The 16,552-nt window shown below is 67.6% G+C and carries 16 protein-coding genes; 13 read left to right on the top strand and 3 right to left on the bottom strand.

The features are described 5' to 3' along the window. Positions 1–49 precede the first annotated feature (49 nt). The 4 genes from ACFUTU_RS08535 (at position 50) to ACFUTU_RS08520 (ending at position 4,577) form a co-directional block, all read left to right on the top strand. Positions 50–829, top strand: a complete 780-nt coding sequence (locus ACFUTU_RS08535) for a demethylmenaquinone methyltransferase (protein ID WP_377963149.1) — start codon at positions 50–52, stop codon at positions 827–829. Positions 830–833: 4 nt separating this feature from the next. Then, positions 834–2,168 (top strand): geranylgeranyl reductase family protein, encoded by a 1,335-nt coding sequence (locus ACFUTU_RS08530; protein ID WP_377963147.1) that lies wholly within the window; start codon positions 834–836, stop codon positions 2,166–2,168. Between the two features lie 9 nt (positions 2,169–2,177). Further along, positions 2,178–3,278, top strand: coding sequence for a polyprenyl synthetase family protein (locus ACFUTU_RS08525; RefSeq protein ID WP_076800986.1), 1,101 nt, complete (start codon positions 2,178–2,180; stop codon positions 3,276–3,278). 432 nt (positions 3,279–3,710) lie between these two features. Next, a complete protein-coding gene (locus ACFUTU_RS08520) occupies positions 3,711–4,577 on the top strand; it encodes a type IV toxin-antitoxin system AbiEi family antitoxin domain-containing protein (protein ID WP_377963145.1) in 867 nt (288 codons plus the stop codon). A 107-nt stretch (positions 4,578–4,684) separates the two neighbouring features. On the opposite strand, the gene ACFUTU_RS08515 is transcribed toward ACFUTU_RS08520, so the two are convergent. After that, on the bottom strand, positions 4,685–5,107 hold the full coding sequence (locus ACFUTU_RS08515; RefSeq protein WP_377963143.1) for a hypothetical protein: 423 nt from the start codon (positions 5,105–5,107) through the stop codon (positions 4,685–4,687). Positions 5,108–5,121: 14 nt separating this feature from the next. Further along, a complete protein-coding gene (locus ACFUTU_RS08510) occupies positions 5,122–5,793 on the bottom strand; it encodes a trimeric intracellular cation channel family protein (protein ID WP_377963141.1) in 672 nt (223 codons plus the stop codon). 60 nt (positions 5,794–5,853) lie between these two features. Between ACFUTU_RS08510 and ACFUTU_RS08505 the strand changes: the two genes are divergently transcribed. The 5 genes from ACFUTU_RS08505 (at position 5,854) to ACFUTU_RS08485 (ending at position 11,690) form a co-directional block, all read left to right on the top strand. Then, complete coding sequence (locus ACFUTU_RS08505; RefSeq protein WP_377963139.1) at positions 5,854–6,678, top strand: sirohydrochlorin chelatase; 825 nt, start codon at positions 5,854–5,856, stop codon at positions 6,676–6,678. 182 nt (positions 6,679–6,860) lie between these two features. Further along, positions 6,861–8,600, top strand: coding sequence for a nitrite/sulfite reductase (locus ACFUTU_RS08500; protein WP_377963137.1), 1,740 nt, complete (start codon positions 6,861–6,863; stop codon positions 8,598–8,600). Then, positions 8,597–9,325, top strand: a complete 729-nt coding sequence (locus ACFUTU_RS08495) for a phosphoadenylyl-sulfate reductase (RefSeq protein WP_377963135.1) — start codon at positions 8,597–8,599, stop codon at positions 9,323–9,325. The genes ACFUTU_RS08500 and ACFUTU_RS08495 overlap by 4 nt, the downstream gene beginning before the upstream one ends. Continuing rightward, positions 9,322–10,269 carry a sulfate adenylyltransferase subunit CysD gene (gene cysD / locus ACFUTU_RS08490; RefSeq protein WP_377963133.1) on the top strand — a complete coding sequence of 316 codons (948 nt, stop codon included), beginning with the start codon at positions 9,322–9,324 and terminating at the stop codon, positions 10,267–10,269. Before ACFUTU_RS08495 ends, cysD begins: the two co-directional genes overlap by 4 nt. Beyond that, on the top strand, positions 10,269–11,690 hold the full coding sequence (locus tag ACFUTU_RS08485; RefSeq protein WP_377963131.1) for a sulfate adenylyltransferase subunit 1: 1,422 nt from the start codon (positions 10,269–10,271) through the stop codon (positions 11,688–11,690). The genes cysD and ACFUTU_RS08485 overlap by 1 nt, the downstream gene beginning before the upstream one ends. Before the next feature lie 78 nt (positions 11,691–11,768). Here ACFUTU_RS08485 and ACFUTU_RS08480 read toward each other — a convergent pair whose 3' ends face one another. Further along, positions 11,769–12,212 (bottom strand): SRPBCC family protein, encoded by a 444-nt coding sequence (locus tag ACFUTU_RS08480; RefSeq protein WP_377963129.1) that lies wholly within the window; start codon positions 12,210–12,212, stop codon positions 11,769–11,771. A gap of 97 nt (positions 12,213–12,309) precedes the next feature. Here ACFUTU_RS08480 and ACFUTU_RS08475 point away from each other — a divergent pair, with 97 nt between their 5' ends. The 4 genes from ACFUTU_RS08475 (at position 12,310) to ACFUTU_RS08460 (ending at position 16,523) form a co-directional block, all read left to right on the top strand. Beyond that, a complete protein-coding gene (locus ACFUTU_RS08475) occupies positions 12,310–13,476 on the top strand; it encodes an RtcB family protein (RefSeq protein ID WP_377963127.1) in 1,167 nt (388 codons plus the stop codon). Positions 13,477–13,602: 126 nt separating this feature from the next. Next, on the top strand, positions 13,603–14,757 hold the full coding sequence (locus tag ACFUTU_RS08470) for an ABC transporter substrate-binding protein (RefSeq protein WP_377963125.1): 1,155 nt from the start codon (positions 13,603–13,605) through the stop codon (positions 14,755–14,757). A 55-nt stretch (positions 14,758–14,812) separates the two neighbouring features. Then, positions 14,813–15,538 (top strand): ABC transporter ATP-binding protein, encoded by a 726-nt coding sequence (locus ACFUTU_RS08465; protein ID WP_076801011.1) that lies wholly within the window; start codon positions 14,813–14,815, stop codon positions 15,536–15,538. Next, a complete protein-coding gene (locus ACFUTU_RS08460; protein WP_377963123.1) occupies positions 15,528–16,523 on the top strand; it encodes an ABC transporter permease in 996 nt (331 codons plus the stop codon). Before ACFUTU_RS08465 ends, ACFUTU_RS08460 begins: the two co-directional genes overlap by 11 nt. The last annotated feature ends 29 nt before the right edge of the window (positions 16,524–16,552 follow it).

Genomic DNA, 16,552 nt, shown 5'->3' with positions numbered 1-16,552 from the left:
GGCGGCACCCGTGTCACGAAGCCTGCTGAACTTTTGAGACAATGACTGGGTGAACCGAGCATCCTTGGATAAGCGTCCGGACGAAGTAGCCACGATGTTTGACGACGTCGCACCCAAATACGACGTCGTCAACGATGTCCTGTCGATGGGGCAGACGCGCCGGTGGCGCAAGATCGTGGTCGAGGCCATGGACGTCCGGGCAGGCCAGCGGGTGCTCGACCTCGCCGCCGGAACGGGAACCTCCAGCGAGCCGTATGCCGATGCCGGCATCAACGTGGTGGCGTGCGACTTCTCCCTCGGCATGCTCAAGGTAGGCAAGCGCCGCCGCCCCGACATCGACTTCATCGCCGGGGACGCCACCAACCTGCCCTTCGCCGACAACACCTTCGACGCCAGCACCATCTCCTTCGGCCTGCGCAACGTCAACGAGCCCAGGAAGGCCCTCGCCGAGATGCTCCGGGTCACCAAGCCGGGCGGCAAGCTGGTCATCGCCGAGTTCTCCCAGCCCGTCGTTCCGTTGTGGCGCACCATGTACACCGAGTACCTCATGCGCGCCCTGCCCGCCATCGCCACCAAGGTCTCCTCCAACCCGGACGCCTACGTGTACCTGGCAGAATCCATCCGCGCCTGGCCGGACCAGGACCACCTCGCCGCATGGCTCCAGGACTCCGGCTGGCAGGACGTCACCTACCGCAACCTGAGCGGCGGCATCGTGGCCGTCCACCGCGCCCACAAGCCGCTCGCCGGCAACGGGTCGGCGGATGCCATCGCCGCCCACACCGGTCCGGTGGCCAAGCTGCGCCGCAACCTCCCGCGGACCGCCCGCTGACGCTGTGAAAGTACTGATTGTTGGCGCGGGTCCCGCCGGATCCACCGCCGCGTACTACCTGGCCAAAGCCGGCATCGACGTCACCGTCCTGGAAAAGACCAGCTTCCCGCGCGAAAAAGTGTGCGGCGACGGCCTCACCCCGCGGGCTGTCCGGGAAATCCAGAAGCTTGGCCTGCCGCACCCCGAGCAGGACGGCTGGCGCCGGAACAAGGGGCTGCGCCTGCTCGCCGGCGGCCGCAGCCTGGAACTGCCGTGGCCCGAGGTGTCTGACTTCCCGCAGTACGGCCTGATCCGCACCCGCCTCGGCTTTGACGAGGAACTGGCCCGGCATGCCCAGGCCGCCGGTGCCTCCGTGCTGGAACGCCACAGCGTCACCGAGGCGCTGCGCGACGACGACGGCCGCGTCACCGGAGTCCGCGCAGCGGTCCTCGACGAGTCCGGACGGAAGACGGGGGAGTCGCTCGACTTCAATGCCGACGTCGTTCTGGCCGCCGACGGAAACTCCACCCGCACCGCGGTCTCGCTCGGCATCCAGAAGCGCGACGACCGCCCGCTGGGCGTCGCCGTGCGCACCTACTTCCAGAGTCCGCGGCATGACGACGACTGGATGGAAGGCTGGCTGGAACTTCCCGGCCGGGGCGGCAAGCTCCTGCCGGGCTACGGATGGGTGTTCGGCGTCGGCGACGGCACCTCCAACGTGGGCCTGGGCATCCTCAACTCGTCCAAGGAATTCGGCAAGCTCGACTACAAGCAGGTCCTCCGCGAGTGGACCGCCGGGATGCCCGCAGAGTGGGGCTTCACGCCGGAGAACCAGGTCGGGGAGATCCGCGGCGCCGCCCTGCCCATGGGCTTCAACCGCACCCCGCACTACTCGCCCGGCCTGCTGCTCCTCGGCGACGCCGGCGGCATGGTGTCCCCGTTCAACGGCGAGGGCATCTCCTACGCCATGGAGTCCGCCCGCTTCGCGGCCGAGTTCATCATTGATGCGTCTGGGCGGGTCGCCTCCGGTGGCTGGAACACGTCCGACGCCGATGCCCGCCTTGCGGGGTACGCGGACTATGTGCGCGGACAGTGGGGATCCCACTTCACGCTGGGCCGCGCCTTCGCAACGCTGATCGGCAAGCCCTCCGTGATGAAGCTTGCGCTGCGGACCGGGATGCCGATCCCGGTGCTGATGCGCTTTGTGGTCCGCCTGCTGGCCAACCTGACGGACCCTTCGGCCAAGGGCTTCGAGGACCGCGTAATTCGCGTGCTCGAACTGCTGGTCCCCGCCACCTCCAATACCTCCGCACTTGCCCCCGCCGGCCCCAAATCAGCGGTTTCCGCAACAAAAAGTTAGGGTTAACCCGTGACCAACTCCGCGAACCACAGCTGGACGCACGCCGGGCACGGCCTGCCGGACTCTGAACCCAGCCTCAACACCACCGCCATCGCCACCGGACTGCAGCTGCCGGCAGGGTTTGCGGCCATCGCGGAAGACCCTGACCTGGGTCCTGCCATCACCACCAACCTTGCCCGGGTGGAGAAGAAGCTCCGCGAAGCCATCGCCAACTCCGACCCCCTGGCTGACGCAACGTCGCGTCACCTCGTGGAAGCCGGCGGCAAGCGCATCCGCCCCCTGCTGACCCTGCTCTGCGCCCACCTCGGTGACGCCTCCCTGCCCGCCGTGGTGCAGGCCGCCGTCGTGGTTGAACTGACGCACCTCGCCACGCTCTACCACGACGACGTCATGGACTCGGCGCCCTTCCGCCGCGGCGCCCCCACGGCGCACGAGGTCTGGGGCAACTCGGTGGCCGTCCTCACCGGCGACCTCATCTTCGCCCGCGCCTCCATCCTGGTGTCCGAGCTGGGCTCGCGCGCACTCGGCATCCAGGCCAGGACCTTCGAGCGGCTGTGCCTGGGCCAGCTGCACGAAACCGTCGGGCCCCGCCCGGACGAGGATCCGGTGAAGCACTACCTCTCCGTGATCGCGGACAAGACCGGCTCCCTCGTGGCGGCCTCCGGGCAGTTCGGCGCCATCTTCTCCGGCGCCGACGAGGCTTACGAGCAGGTTCTGGTGGAGTACGGCGAGAAGGTGGGCGTGGCCTTCCAGCTCGCGGACGACGTCATCGACGTGACGGGCGTCAAGGTCAAGTCCGGCAAGTCCCCGGGTACGGACCTGCGTGAAGGCGTTCCCACCCTGCCCGTGCTGCTGCTCCGCAACGCCGCAGCGGGCGGCGACCAGTCCGCCGTCGAACTTCTCAAGCTGATCGACGGCGACCTCTCCTCCGACGAGGCCCTCGCCGAAGCCGTCGCAGGGCTGCGCGAACACCCCGTCACCGCTGAGTCCTGGGTAGTGGCCCGCGCCTGGGCGGACGACGCCATCGCCGCACTGGCCCCGCTTCCGGAGGGCGTTGTGAAGGCCTCGCTGTCCAGCTTTGCGCGCGCAGTGGTGGATCGCGCCAGCTAGCCGCCCGCACTCATCAAGGAAGGCCCGCCCCCCAAGGCACGGGCCTTCCTTGTTTAATCCGGCATCGCACAAGCCGGCAGAAACGGAACGGCCCCGGTTCTGTGCAGCGTCACGAGTCATACGCTGCGCGGAACCGGGGCCGTCTCTCCGTTCGCATCAAACCCACCGGAGGCATTCAGTGGATCCGTGAAACACTCTATGACAGCTTTGTCATATCTGCAAAAGCTGTTGTTAACCGGCGTGTCACACACTCTGTGAGCCCTTCACCCGCCGTCGTGACCGTCTTTGGTTCAGGAGGACGAAGGACACGCCGCAACATGAGGCTTTAGGTAGGTTTCGCGCCTCAAAACAGGTCAGGACGGAGTGCCGCAGTTGTCCACATGGCGGTGCTCCAGACTCGCCGCGGCTCCGGTGTACGGTCACCTTTGAGTCATGGACCTGGAACTCTTCCTTGCCCGCCGCGGCGGTGTGGCCAGGAGAAGCGACATCCTGCGCGCCGGTTTCCAGAGGGTTCACCTGGAGGCCTTGGTGGCTGCTGGGCGCCTGCACCGCCCGCAGCGGGGCGTGTATGCAGTGGCCAAGGCGGACCGCGACGTTCTTGCCGCGTTCAGGGCGAACGGGCAATTGACGTGCATCTCGGCTGCACGGTTCTACGGCCTGTGGGTCCTGCACCCGCCGCAGGCCGTGCACCTCAGCTGCGGTAACGGTGTGCCCAAGCGGGGAGTGGTTGATCACGCGGCGTGCACCCATGAAGCCACGCTGGCCTACCCCGTGGCCGCATTGGCCGACGTACTCCTGCACGCACTACGCTGCCTGCCGGAGCTCGAAGCGTTGGTCATGGTGCAGTCCGCCACCGGCGCAGGGCAGATCTCGGTCAGTTTCCTGAGGAAGAAGCTCATCGGGAACAGGAACGGCCGTGCCCGCGCGGTGCTGGATCTCCTGATTCCCCGGGCGGATTCCGTTCTTGAGGTGCTGGCGCATACCCATTTCATCCGTGCAGGCCTCAAAGTGAAAATGCACGTCAACCTCCCGGGCGTGGGCGAAGTGGATTGCCTGGTGGAGGGATGCCTGGTGATCGAGCTGGATGGAGCCAGCCACTTCGAACCGAGTCAGATCAAGAAGGATCAGCGGAGAAATAAGGCGGGCATGCTCGGTGGCCACCTGACTCTGCGCTATTTCTATGACGACGTGGTGTACCAGCCCCAGGTGATGGTGGAGGAGATCCGCGCTGTGCTGCACTTATGGGCAACTGGCAGGTTCGCCCCTGGCTGTTGGCAGGGCAGGACTCCGCCGTCGTGACCCTCTTTGCCGGGCGTAAGGCCCAAACACGCCGACGCTGCGGCGTGTCTCGGCCGCCAGCCGGTCAAACAGGGTCGGGACGGAGGGAAAGGAGGAGCAGCGAAGAACTAGTCCTCGTCCTCGAAGGCCCACTCGAACATGTCGAAGACGAACTCCGAGAAGGTGCCTTCCTCGCTCTTCCACTGGCCGCGGGCATTGTTCCGGCGGTACACAATGGGGTCCGGGATGCTGAGGTCGCCCACACGGAACCCCCAGGTGAAGTTTTCTTCCTCGTCCTCGAGGAACATCAGGAAGCCTTCGTCGTCCACCTCGAGTTCCTCGGGGTCCCAGAAGTAGTGGTAGGCCTCCATGAGGTCCTCGCAGCCGCCGATCGCAAGGTAGAACTCGCGCAGCACCAGGGGGATGGTGAATTGGTGGTCGGAGAGCTCCGCGTCCAGTTCCTCGGCGGACAGCCCGTCCTCTTCCTGCCATTCGTCTTCGAGATACTTCGGGACAAGCGCGCGGAACTTCTCGAGGAACATGTCAGTCATGGCACTTATCCTAGCTAATCCCGGGCGCGTGAATTTCCGGCATCCAGGCCCAGCCGGTGCCACCCGCGGACGGCCAGCGGAATGCGCCAGGAAAGGCGCCACGCCACCACCCGGAAGGTGAAGACCGTGGCGGCCACAACGCAGGCGGTGACGGGAATGAATGCCCCCAGCTCCCACAGAACGGCAGTGAGGGCGGCGCCCAGGAACGCCGGCAGCGCATAGAGGTCGCGGGCGTCGAACAGCCGGGGCACCTCGTTGGCTGTGATGTCGCGCAGCAGGCCGCCGCCCACCGCCGTCGTGACCCCCAGCAGCGCCGCCGACACGGGGTTCATGCCAAAGGCCAGCGCCTTCAGTGTCCCGGTGATGCAGAACATGCCCAGCCCGGCGGCATCGAACAGGGTCAGCAGCGACGTATAGCGCTGCACGCTGGAGAACAGGAAGTAAACCAGCCCGGTGGCCAGCAGCGGCGGCACCAGGTACACCGGGTTGCTGAACACCGCGGGCGGGCCGGCGCTGAGGATGATGTCGCGGATCACCCCGCCGCCCAGCGAAACCAGGGAGGCGAGCAGCAGGGACCCGAGGAGGTCGAACTGTTTCCGGGCGGCGAGCAGCGATCCGGACACCGCGAAGAAGAAGATGCCCGCCAGGTCCAGCCATGCCAGGGCGATGTCAAAAGAGAAGGTCATGGAGCGTCCCGGCAAACTTCAGGGGGCGGACAGTGCAGCTCCAACGTTACGCTAGCCCCTATGAATAGCCCGATCATGATCGCCTGTGCCCATGGGACCTCCAACACGCAGGGAGCCGCCGAGGTCAATGCGCTCCGCGACGCCATTGCCGCGCTGCGCCCGGGGCTCGACGTCCGCGAGGCCTACGTGGACGTCCAGCAGCCCGATCTTGTGGACGTGGTGGCCGGGCTTCCCGCGGACACGGCAGCGTCCGACGGCGGTGCTGCCGCCACCTCCGCTGCCGCAGCACCCCGGACCGCCGGTGAGCCGGGCGCCGCCGGCGCCTCCGCCGTCGTCGTCCCTTTGCTGCTCAGCGTGGGCTACCACGTGAAGGTGGACATCGCGAAGGCGGTGAAGAGCCGGCCCGGCACGGTGGCCGCGGCGCCGCTCGGGCCGGACCCGCGCCTTGCCGCGCTGCTGGACCAGCGGCTGCGGGAGGCCGGCGTCACCGACAACGACGCGATCGTGCTTGCTGCAGCCGGCTCGTCCAACCCGAACGCCGCAGTGAGCGTCGAGGAGCTCGCGGACCAGCTGCGTGCCCTGCGCTCCAACCGGATCGTGCCGGCGTACGGCGCCTCGGCCAAGCCGTCGGTGCCCGAGGCCGTGGCCATGCTCCGTGAGGAGGCCGCGGGCGGTGCCGGAGCGGGGGAGTCGGCCGGGGGAGTGAGCGTGGGCGGGCGAGTGGTGGTGGCGTCGTACCTCCTGGCTCCGGGCTACTTCCACGACCAGCTCGCCAAGGCCGGCGCGGACCTGGTGACCGAGCCGCTGCTGCCCTCGCCGGTGCTCGCCGAGATCGCCCTGGAACGCTACGACGCCGCCCTGGCGGCCCACGCCCTCACCTTCTGAAGGAGCCGTCAGCGGGCAGCCGCCCGAAGCACACTGAAGGAGTGGTCAGCGGGCAGCCGCCCGAAGCACAGCCCGCCGCGCCGTTCAAGGCCTCCCGGCGAGTCATGACGAAATGTTTCCTTAGGTGACTTAGCATTTCCGGGCCTTTGTGACGTATTTCTGCGCGGCTCTACAGTCGATGCATGACTGATACAGCTCTAGCCGGAGCGTCCACGGACAAGCCCGCGCGCCCCGCCCGTGCCTCCCGCCCCGCCGCCAAGCCTCACGGCCAGTGGAAGGTGGACGGACCCACCCCGCTTAACGCCAACGAAACCTGGAAGCAGGAAGACGACGGCCTCAACGTCCGCGAGCGTATCGAGTCCATCTACGCCAAGGAAGGCTTCGACGCCATCCCCGGCCAGGACCTGCACGGACGCTTCCGCTGGTGGGGCCTGTACACCCAGCGCAAGCAGGGGATCGACGGCGGCAAGACCGCAACGCTTGAGCCGCACGAGCTCGAGGACAAGTACTTCATGCTCCGCGTCCGGATCGACGGCGGTGCGCTGACCACCGAGCAGCTGCGCGTCATCGGCCAGATCTCCGTTGACTTCGCACGGGACTCCGCGGACATCACGGACCGCCAGAACATCCAGCTGCACTGGATCCGGGTGGAGGACGTTCCGGAGATCTGGCGCCGCCTCGAGAGCAACGGCCTGTCCACCACCGAGGCCTGCGGCGACGTTCCGCGTGTCATCCTCGGTTCCCCTGTGGCCGGCATCGCCAAGGACGAGATCATCGACCCCACCCCGCTCATCGCAGAGCTGGGCGAACGGTTCATCGGCAACCCGCTGCTGTCCAACCTGCCGCGCAAGTACAAGACGGCCATCACCGGGCATCCCAGCCAGGACGTGGTGCACGAGATCAATGACTGCGCGCTGGTCGGCGTCCGCCACCCCGAACTCGGCGTCGGCTACGACCTGTGGGTTGGCGGCGCACTGTCCACCAACCCGATGCTCGGCAAGCGCCTCGGCGCCTTCGTCACGCCGGAGCAGGCCGCGGACGTGTGGCTGGGTGTCACCAGCATCTTCCGTGACTACGGCTACCGCCGCATGCGCACCAAGGCCCGCCTCAAGTTCCTCCTGGCCGACTGGGGTCCGGAGAAGTTCCGCCAGATCCTCGAGGACGAATACCTCGGCTACAAGCTGGCTGACGGCCCCGCCGCACCCAAGCCGTCCACCCCGGGCGACCACGTGGGCGTGCACGAGCAGAAGGACGGCAAGTTCTTCATCGGCGCCACCCCGCTTGCTGGCCGCCTGTCCGGCTCGCAGCTGGTGAAGCTCGCGGACACCATTGAGGCCCGCGGCTCCCGCCGCCTGCGCACCACGCCGCACCAGAAGATCGTGGTGCTGGACGTGCCCAAGGACGAGGTGGAGCCGCTTGTGGCCGAACTGGACGCCCTGGGCCTGTCCGCCCGCCCGTCCGTGTTCCGCCGCGGCACCATCGCCTGTACCGGCATCGAGTTCTGCAAGCTGGCCATCGTGGAGACCAAGGTCACCGCTGCCACGGCCGTTGCCGAGCTGGAGCGCCGCCTGGCTGACCTCGCGGACAGCGGCCAGCTTCCGCAGGCCCTGTCCCTGCACATCAACGGCTGCCCCAACTCCTGCGCCCGCATCCAGACCGCGGACATCGGGCTCAAGGGCATGATGCTTCCCACGCCCGACGGCGACCCCAGCCCCGGCTTCCAGGTCCACCTGGGCGGCGGGCTGGCTTCCACCGAACGTGACGAAGCCGGTCTCGGACGCACCGTCCGCGGTTTGAAGGTCTACGTCGCCGACCTGCCCGACTACGTCGAACGCGTCGTCCGCCGGTTCGTCGCCGACCGTGCCGAAGGCCAGACCTTCGCCGAGTGGGCGCACGCAGCAGACGAGGAGGCACTGCAGTGACCAACGAAACCACGGTCCCGGCTACCAAGCGCTCCCACGAGGAGCTGAAGGCCCTCGCCGAGGCCGGCGCCGCCGAGCTCGGCTGGGATGCCCCGGCCCGCGACGTCATCGCCTGGGTCGAGCGCAACTTCGACATGCCCGCCGTCGCCGTTGCGTGCTCCATGGCCGACGCCGTCCTGCCGGCACTGGTCGCCGACCAGCTGCCCGGCGTGGACGTCCTGTTCCTGGAGACCGGCTACCACTTCCCGGAGACCTACGCCACGCGCGACGAGGTGGCCGCGAACCTCCGCGTCAACGTGGTGGACGTGCTTCCCGAGAACACCGTGGAGCAGCAGGACCGGCTCCTGGGCAAGGACCTCTTCGCCCGCGACGCCGCCCAGTGCTGCGCCCTCCGCAAGGTGGCCCCGCTGCAGCGCACGCTCGCCGGCTACGAACTGTGGTTCACCGGCGTCCGCCGCGACGAGGCCCCCACCCGCACCAACACGCCGCTGGTGGCCTGGGATGATAAGAACGGCCTGGTCAAGGTCAACCCGATGGCCGCCTGGACGTTCGACCAGCTGGTCCAGTACTCCGACGACAACCTCCTGCCCGTCAACCCGCTCCTGTCCCAGGGCTACCCGTCCATCGGATGCCAGCCCTGCACCCGCAAGGTGGCTCCCGGCGAGGACCCCCGCGCCGGCCGCTGGGCAGGAACCAACAAGACAGAATGCGGACTACACGTATGAGCACTTTCCTGACTGAGGAGTCCACCCTGGTGACCGACGCCGCTGAATCCACGCGCCTCTCCAGCCTGGACACCCTCGAATCCGAAGCCATCCACATCATCCGCGAGGTCGTCGCCGAGTTCGAGAAGCCGGCGCTGCTGTTCTCCGGCGGCAAGGACTCCGTGGTCATGCTGCACCTGGCCACCAAGGCCTTCTGGCCGGGCAAGGTCCCTTTCCCCGTGCTGCACGTGGACACCGGCCACAACTTCCCCGAGGTCATCGACTTCCGCGACCGGACCGTCGAGCGGCTGGGCCTGAAGCTCGTCGTCGGCTCCGTGCAGGAGTTCATTGACCGCGGCGAGCTGGCCGAGCGTGCCGACGGCACCCGCAACCCGCTGCAGACCGTCCCGCTGCTGGACGCCATCCAGTCCAACAAGTTCGACGCCGTCTTCGGCGGCGGCCGCCGGGACGAGGACAAGGCCCGTGCTAAGGAGCGCATCCTGAGCCTTCGCGACGAGTTCGGCCAGTGGGATCCGCGCAACCAGCGCCCCGAGCTGTGGAACCTGTACAACGGCCGCCACACCGTGGGCCAGCACGTCCGCGCGTTCCCCATCAGCAACTGGACCGAGCTGGACGTCTGGCGCTACATCGAGCGCGAAAACATTGAACTTCCGGGCCTGTACTACGCCCACGAGCGCGAGGTCTTCGCCCGCGACGGCATGTGGCGCGCAGTCGGCGAGGTGTCCCAGCCGCTGCCGCATGAGGAAGTCATCACCAAGACCGTCCGTTACCGGACCGTCGGTGACATGTCCTGCACCGGCGCCGTTGAATCGGCTGCCGCCACCGTGCGCGACGTCGTGATCGAAGTTGCCGCCTCCACCATCACCGAACGTGGCGCCACCCGTGCGGATGACCGCATCTCCGAGGCCGCCATGGAAGACCGCAAGAAGGACGGCTACTTCTAATGACTACCGACATTGACACCGCCCGCGCTGCGGCGCTCCTGGACGAGGCCCCGCTCGCGTCCGCTTCGCTGTTCCGCTTTGCCACGGCCGGATCGGTCGACGACGGGAAGTCCACTCTGGTGGGCCGCCTCCTGCACGACTCCAAGGCCATCCTTGCCGACCAGCTCGAGGCTGTTGCCCGCACGTCCTCGGACCGCGGCTTCGGCGGCGACAAGGGCGGCATCGACCTCGCACTGCTGACCGACGGCCTGCGCGCCGAGCGCGAGCAGGGCATCACCATCGACGTCGCCTACCGCTACTTCGCCACGGACCGCCGCAGCTTCATCCTCGCGGACTGCCCCGGGCATGTGCAGTACACCAAGAACACGGTGACCGGCGCGTCCACCGCGGATGCCGTCGTCGTGCTCATTGACGCCCGCAAGGGTGTCCTCGAGCAGACCCGCCGGCACCTGTCCGTGCTGCAGCTGCTGCGCGTGGCCCACGTGATCGTGGCCGTGAACAAGATCGACCTCGTGGACTTCAGCGAGACCGTGTTCCGCGAGATCGAGGCGGACGTGCAGCAGGTGGGCCGCGAGCTGGGCCTGGGTTCCGACGGCATCTCGGACCTGCTGGTGGTTCCGGTTTCCGCGCTCGACGGCGACAACGTCGTCGAGCGCTCGGAGCGAACCCCCTGGTACACCGGCCCTGCGCTGCTGGAGGTCCTGGAGACGCTGCCCGCCGCCGATGAACTCGAGAGCCACCTGGAAAGCTTCCGCTTCCCCGTGCAGCTGGTGATCCGGCCGCAGGGCGCGCTGGCGCCGGACGCCGTTGCCGCCGGGCTCGACGTCGAGGCGTACCGCGACTACCGCGCCTACGCCGGGCAGATCACCGAAGGCTCCGTGAAGGTGGGGGACCAGGTCAGCGTGCTGACGCCCGGCCAGGACCCGCGGACCACCACCGTTGTGGGCATCGACTTCGCCGGGGCATCGCTGGAGGAAGCCTCCGCCCCGCAGTCCGTGGCCATCCGGCTGGCAGACGAGTTCGACGTCGCCCGCGGTGACACCATCGCCGCCGCAGGCACCGTCCGCGAGAGCTCTGCCGACCTGTACGCCCAGCTGTGCTGGCTGTCCCCGAAGCCGCTCCGCGAGGGCGCGAAGGTCCTGGTCAAGCACGGCACCCGCACCGTGCAGGCCCTGGTCCGCAGCGTCAGCGGCAAGCTGGACCTGGCCACCTTCAACCTCGAGGGTGCCTCCAGCCTGGAGCTCAACGACATCGGACACGCGCAGCTCCGGCTGGCCGCCCCGCTGCCGCTCGAGAACTACCTGCACCACCGCCGCACGGGCGCGTTCCTGGTGATCGACCCGATCGACGGCAACACCCTCGCCGCCGGCCTGGTCAAGGACCACCCGGGCGACCACGAGGACGAGCGCTACAGCATCTGATCTCCGCGAATTAGCCGGAACGCATCGAGGCCGCCGTAACTGTACGGCGGCCTCGCTGCGTTCCGGCGTCTTCGGCGGTTAAAGCGCCGCGCCGGCCTCCAGGATCGACTTGAGCTTGTGCAGGTCCTTGCGTGTTGCCCTGCGGATCATCGGCGGCATGAGCAGCCCCGCGAGCCGCGAAAAACCCGACGGCTGGCCCGTGTTGCCGAGCGTCATCCGGGCTCCGCCGCCGGTTTCCGCCCAGGTGTAGGTTGTCTGCATCGGAAAGGGGCCCTGCGCGGTGCGCATCACCAGCTTCTCGCCCGGAACGTACTCGACGAATTCGTAGGTGTAGTTCAGCTCCCGGCCCAGGAACCTGGCAGTGAAGGCCACCTTGGAGCCGACGTCGATGGGTCCTGCCGTCAGCCGCTGCGAAGAGTGGATGTTGTCGTACCACTTCGGGGCGTTGTCCGGGTTCGCAGCGTACTCTGCAACTTCCTCCCGCGGCCGCCGGATGAGGATCTCTGTCTCAACGTCCACCATGCTTGTGCCTCCTTTGGGAAGTACCGGTCATTTGGGCAGCGCCGGGGTTTAGCCTAGAACCTACGCTAGTCCGCGTTCTTCCAGTTGGAGGCCATGCATGGAAAACATCACCAGCCGGCTCCTGAACTGGGCCTCGATCCTGGACGACAAGACCCGTGAGCAGGCCCTCACCACCTCCCGCCTGCCCTTCATCTACCCCCATCTGGCGCTGATGCCGGATGCGCACCTGGGCAAGGGCGCAACGGTGGGATCCGTCATCCCGACGCTCGGCGCGATCATTCCCTCCGCCGTCGGGGTGGACATCGGGTGCGGCATGATCGCGGTGCGGACCCAGTACACCCTCAAAGACCTCCCGCGGGACCGGAAGCCGCTGCGCGAGGGCATCGAGCGTGCCGTCCCGCTGTCCGCCGGCCACAACAACCGCAAGGTGACGGCCACGGCGGAGCCACGCATCGCCGAACTGCACCGGCGGGCCGAGAAGGCCGGCTTCAACCCTGCCCAGTACGTGGCGAAATGGGAGCTCCAGCTCGGCTCGCTTGGCTCCGGCAACCACTTCATCGAGGTCTGCGCCGACGAAACGGATGCTGTCTGGCTGTTCCTGCACTCCGGCTCACGCGGCGTGGGGAACAAGATCGCCCAGCACCACATCGAAGTGGCGCAGGGCTGGGCCCGCGACAAGCGGATCACCCTGGAGGACAGGGACCTTGCGTACCTGGAGGAGGGCACACCCCAGTTCACGCGGTACATCAAGGAGCTGCGCTGGGCCCAGCACTTCGCCCTGCTTAACCGCGAGGAGATGATGGACCGCGTCATCCGGCAGTTCAGCGACTGGGTCGGCGGAACGGTCAAGGAGACGGAGCGGATCAACTGCCACCACAACTTCACCCAGCAGGAAACGCATTACGGAAAGTCCGTCTGGGTGTCGCGCAAGGGTGCCATCAAGGCGGAAGCGGGCGACCCCGGCCTCATTCCGGGTTCCATGGGCACGGCCTCCTACGTTGTGGAGGGCCTAGGCAACACTGCCTCCCTGAACTCGTCGCCGCACGGTGCCGGCCGCGAGTACTCACGCAATGCCGCCCGCAAGGCCTTCTCCCTGGCGCAGCTGAAGGAGGCCATGCACGGCATCGAGTTCCGGGCCACGGAGGCGTTCATCGACGAGATCCCTGCAGCCTACAAGCCCATCGACCAGGTTATGCGGGACGCCGCGGACCTGGTGACCGTGCGGCACCGGCTGCGCCAGCTCGTCAATGTCAAGGGGGATTAGCCCCTGTAACGTTACGGGCGCACCAGTACGCGGTTTTTGTGGCTGAATGTGACGTTGGATGAACCTGCGTGACCCCGGGTTTCCGCTTCATTGAACCCCCTTTATGCCAGTCCCTATGGTGAATCCATGAGTACTCCCAGGCCGGGCATGACCCGCATTGTGGCCGGCGAAAGCCAGACGCCCAAGCGCCGCCGTGCCCTGGAAGTCGCACTGGCCGTCGGCCTGGTCCTGCTGATCAGTGTGGGAGCGGTCGTCGCATCGGCAGTGGCCCGGGATTCGAACGCTTCGGCGGCCCCTGTTGCCGCTGGTACCCCGGCGGAAGAGCTGAAGCTGGGCTACTTCGGCAACATCACGCACGCTCCAGCGCTGGTCGGCGTCAAGCAGGGCTTCATCGCCAAGAGCCTCGGCAGCACGAAGCTGAGCACGCAGGTCTTCAATGCAGGTCCCGCGGCGATCGAGGCGCTGAACGCCGGTGCGATCGACGCCACGTACATCGGCCCGAACCCGGCCATCAACTCGTTCGTCAAGAGCAAGGGCGAGTCCGTCAGCGTCATCGCCGGTGCAGCGTCCGGCGGCGCGCAGCTGGTGGTCAAGCCGGAGATCAAGAGCGCGGCGGACCTGAAGGGCAAGACGCTCGCCTCCCCGCAGCTGGGCGGCACGCAGGACGTGGCGCTGCGCGCGTGGCTGGGCAAGCAGGGCTACAAGACCTCTCCCGACGGCGGCGGGGACGTTGCGATCAACCCCACCGAGAACGCCCAGACGCTGAAGCTGTTCCAGGACGGCAAGCTCGACGGCGCGTGGGTGCCTGAGCCGTGGGCCTCCCGGCTGGTGCTCCAGGCCGGGGCGAAGGTGCTGGTGGATGAGAAGGACCTGTGGGACGGGTCGCTGACGGGCAAGCCGGGCGAGTTCCCCACCACCATCCTGATCGTGAACAAGAAGTTCGCGGCCGAGCACCCGCAGACCGTGGAGGCCCTGCTCAAGGGCCACGTCGAAGCCGTGAAGTGGCTGAACGACACCCCGTCCGCCGAGAAGGCCGCCGTCGTCAACGCCGCCCTCAAACAGGACGCCGGCAAGGCACTGGCCCAGAACGTCATTGACCGCTCTCTGAAGAACATCGTCTTCACGGTGGACCCGCTGGCCGGAACGTACCAGAAGCTGCTGCAGGACGGCGTCGATGCCGGAACCACCAAGCAGGCCGACCTCAGCGGCCTCTTCGACCTCCGGGCGCTGAACGCAGTGTCCACGGAAAAAACCTCAGCTGCAGGGCTGGGCCGGGACTAGCCCGGCCCGCATCTGCACCGCCGCATTCACTGCACCTCGAACAAAGGACGGGACCATGCCAGTCGTACTGGAGAACCTGGGCAAGCGCTTCGGCGAAGGCGCCCCGGTGCTGGACGACGTCAATGCCACCATCGGCAAGGGTGAGTTCGTTGCCCTCCTCGGTGCGTCCGGCTGCGGCAAGTCCACCCTGCTGAACATCATGGCGGGACTGGAGCTCCCGACGTCGGGCGCCCTTGAGGTGCCCAGCGACGGCGCCGCCTTCATGTTCCAGGACTCCGCCCTCTTCCCGTGGCTCACCGCGCGCGAGAACGTCGAGCTGGCGCTGAAGCTGCGCGGCGTGGGCAAGGCCGAGCGGCGGGTCAAGGCCGCCGAGCTGCTGGACCTGGTCCACCTCGGCGAGGCCGCAGACCGGCGCCCGCACGAGCTCTCCGGCGGCATGCGCCAGCGGGTGGCCCTGGCCCGTTCACTGGCGCAGGACCGGCAGCTGCTGCTCATGGACGAGCCGTTCGCGGCCCTCGACGCCATCACCCGTGACCTCCTGCATGACGAACTGGAGCGCATCTGGAAGGAAACCGGACGCACCATCGTCTTTGTGACCCACAACGTCCGCGAAGCGGTCCGGCTGGGCCAGCGCGTCCTGCTGCTGTCCTCCCGGCCCGGCCGCGTGGTGCAGGAATGGGAAGTCACCGAAGAACACCGTACCGACGCCGGTCTTGCCGGACAGCTGACCGGGGTCATCACCGCCCGGCTGCGAGAGGAGATCCGCCGCCATGCCAAGTAACTCATCTCCCGTGGCTGAGCCCGTCGAGACGCCCGTGGCCGAGGCACCGGTGGTTGAGCCTACGGAAACCAGGCGGACCTCGTCTGACGGTGAGAAGGTCCACGCCGCGCTGACCCGGTCCTCCACCGGCTCCGCTGACCTGCGTGAACTGGAATCCGGGCTCGACTCGCTGCAGTCCGACGCTGTCCGCAAGGCACGCGTCGACTGGAGCCGCGTCCTGCTGCCGGTCGCCGCGGTGGTGGTGCTGATTATCATCTGGCAGTTCTATGTCTCGCTCGGCCTCAAGCGCCGCGACCAGGTGCCCGGCCCCATGGATGTGCTGGAGCAGTTTGGCACGCTGTGGGCCGAGGGATCGCTGCAGGAGGCGGTCTGGACATCGCTGCAGCGCGGGCTTCTGGGATTCCTGATCAGCGTTGCGATTGCCACCCCGATCGGTCTGCTCCTGGCCCAGGTGGCGCCGCTGCGCCGGGCGTTCGGCCCGCTGATCTCAGGGCTGCAGGTTCTGCCTTCGGTCGCCTGGGTGCCGGCGGCGATCATCTGGTTCGGGCTCACCGACGCCACCGTGTACTTCGTGGTGTTCATGGGCGCCATCCCGTCCATCATCAACGGCCTCATCTCCGGCGTGGACCAGATTCCACCGCAGTACCGCAGCGTGGGCACCGTCCTGGGCGCTTCGCGGCTGCAGATGGCCGTGCAGATCATCCTCCCAGCGGCGCTGCCGGGCTACCTCGGCGGCCTCAAACAGGGCTGGGCTTTCTCCTGGCGTTCGCTCATGGCCGCGGAAATCATCGCGGTGGGCGGCACCATTGGCTTCGGCCTCGGCTCCATGCTGAACCAGGGCCGCGACCTCGCCGACATGACCATCGTGATGTCCGCGATCCTCCTGATCCTCGCCGTGGGCATCCTCATCGAGCTGCTGGTTTTCGCGCCGATCGAGAAGCGCCTTCTGCAGCGCCGCGGCCTCCTGGCAGGCAGCACCCGCTAATCACCGCACTGAAGCAGAAAGCCCGACGG

The sequence above is a fragment of the Arthrobacter sp. NPDC057388 genome, from assembly GCF_042668165.1.
In the GTDB taxonomy this organism is placed as follows: Bacteria; Actinomycetota; Actinomycetes; order Actinomycetales; family Micrococcaceae; genus Arthrobacter.
The sequence above is the reverse complement of the archived record's forward strand: the minus strand, read 5'-3'. Positions and strand labels throughout refer to the sequence as shown.

Excerpts from the sequence above, each read along its gene's own strand:
- ACFUTU_RS08480 (WP_377963129.1), bottom strand. The coding sequence starts at position 12,212 with ATGGTGGACGTTGAGACAGAGATCCTCATCCGGCGGCCGCGGGAGGAA.
- ACFUTU_RS08465 (WP_076801011.1), top strand. The coding sequence starts at position 14,813 with ATGCCAGTCGTACTGGAGAACCTGGGCAAGCGCTTCGGCGAAGGCGCC.
- ACFUTU_RS08460 (WP_377963123.1), top strand. The coding sequence starts at position 15,528 with ATGCCAAGTAACTCATCTCCCGTGGCTGAGCCCGTCGAGACGCCCGTG.
- cysD (WP_377963133.1), top strand. The coding sequence starts at position 9,322 with ATGAGCACTTTCCTGACTGAGGAGTCCACCCTGGTGACCGACGCCGCT.
- ACFUTU_RS08470 (WP_377963125.1), top strand. The coding sequence starts at position 13,603 with ATGAGTACTCCCAGGCCGGGCATGACCCGCATTGTGGCCGGCGAAAGC.
- ACFUTU_RS08475 (WP_377963127.1), top strand. The coding sequence starts at position 12,310 with ATGGAAAACATCACCAGCCGGCTCCTGAACTGGGCCTCGATCCTGGAC.
- ACFUTU_RS08520 (WP_377963145.1), top strand. The coding sequence starts at position 3,711 with ATGGACCTGGAACTCTTCCTTGCCCGCCGCGGCGGTGTGGCCAGGAGA.
- ACFUTU_RS08515 (WP_377963143.1), bottom strand. The coding sequence starts at position 5,107 with ATGACTGACATGTTCCTCGAGAAGTTCCGCGCGCTTGTCCCGAAGTAT.
- ACFUTU_RS08500 (WP_377963137.1), top strand. The coding sequence starts at position 6,861 with ATGACTGATACAGCTCTAGCCGGAGCGTCCACGGACAAGCCCGCGCGC.
- ACFUTU_RS08505 (WP_377963139.1), top strand. The coding sequence starts at position 5,854 with ATGAATAGCCCGATCATGATCGCCTGTGCCCATGGGACCTCCAACACG.
- ACFUTU_RS08510 (WP_377963141.1), bottom strand. The coding sequence starts at position 5,793 with ATGACCTTCTCTTTTGACATCGCCCTGGCATGGCTGGACCTGGCGGGC.
- ACFUTU_RS08485 (WP_377963131.1), top strand. The coding sequence starts at position 10,269 with ATGACTACCGACATTGACACCGCCCGCGCTGCGGCGCTCCTGGACGAG.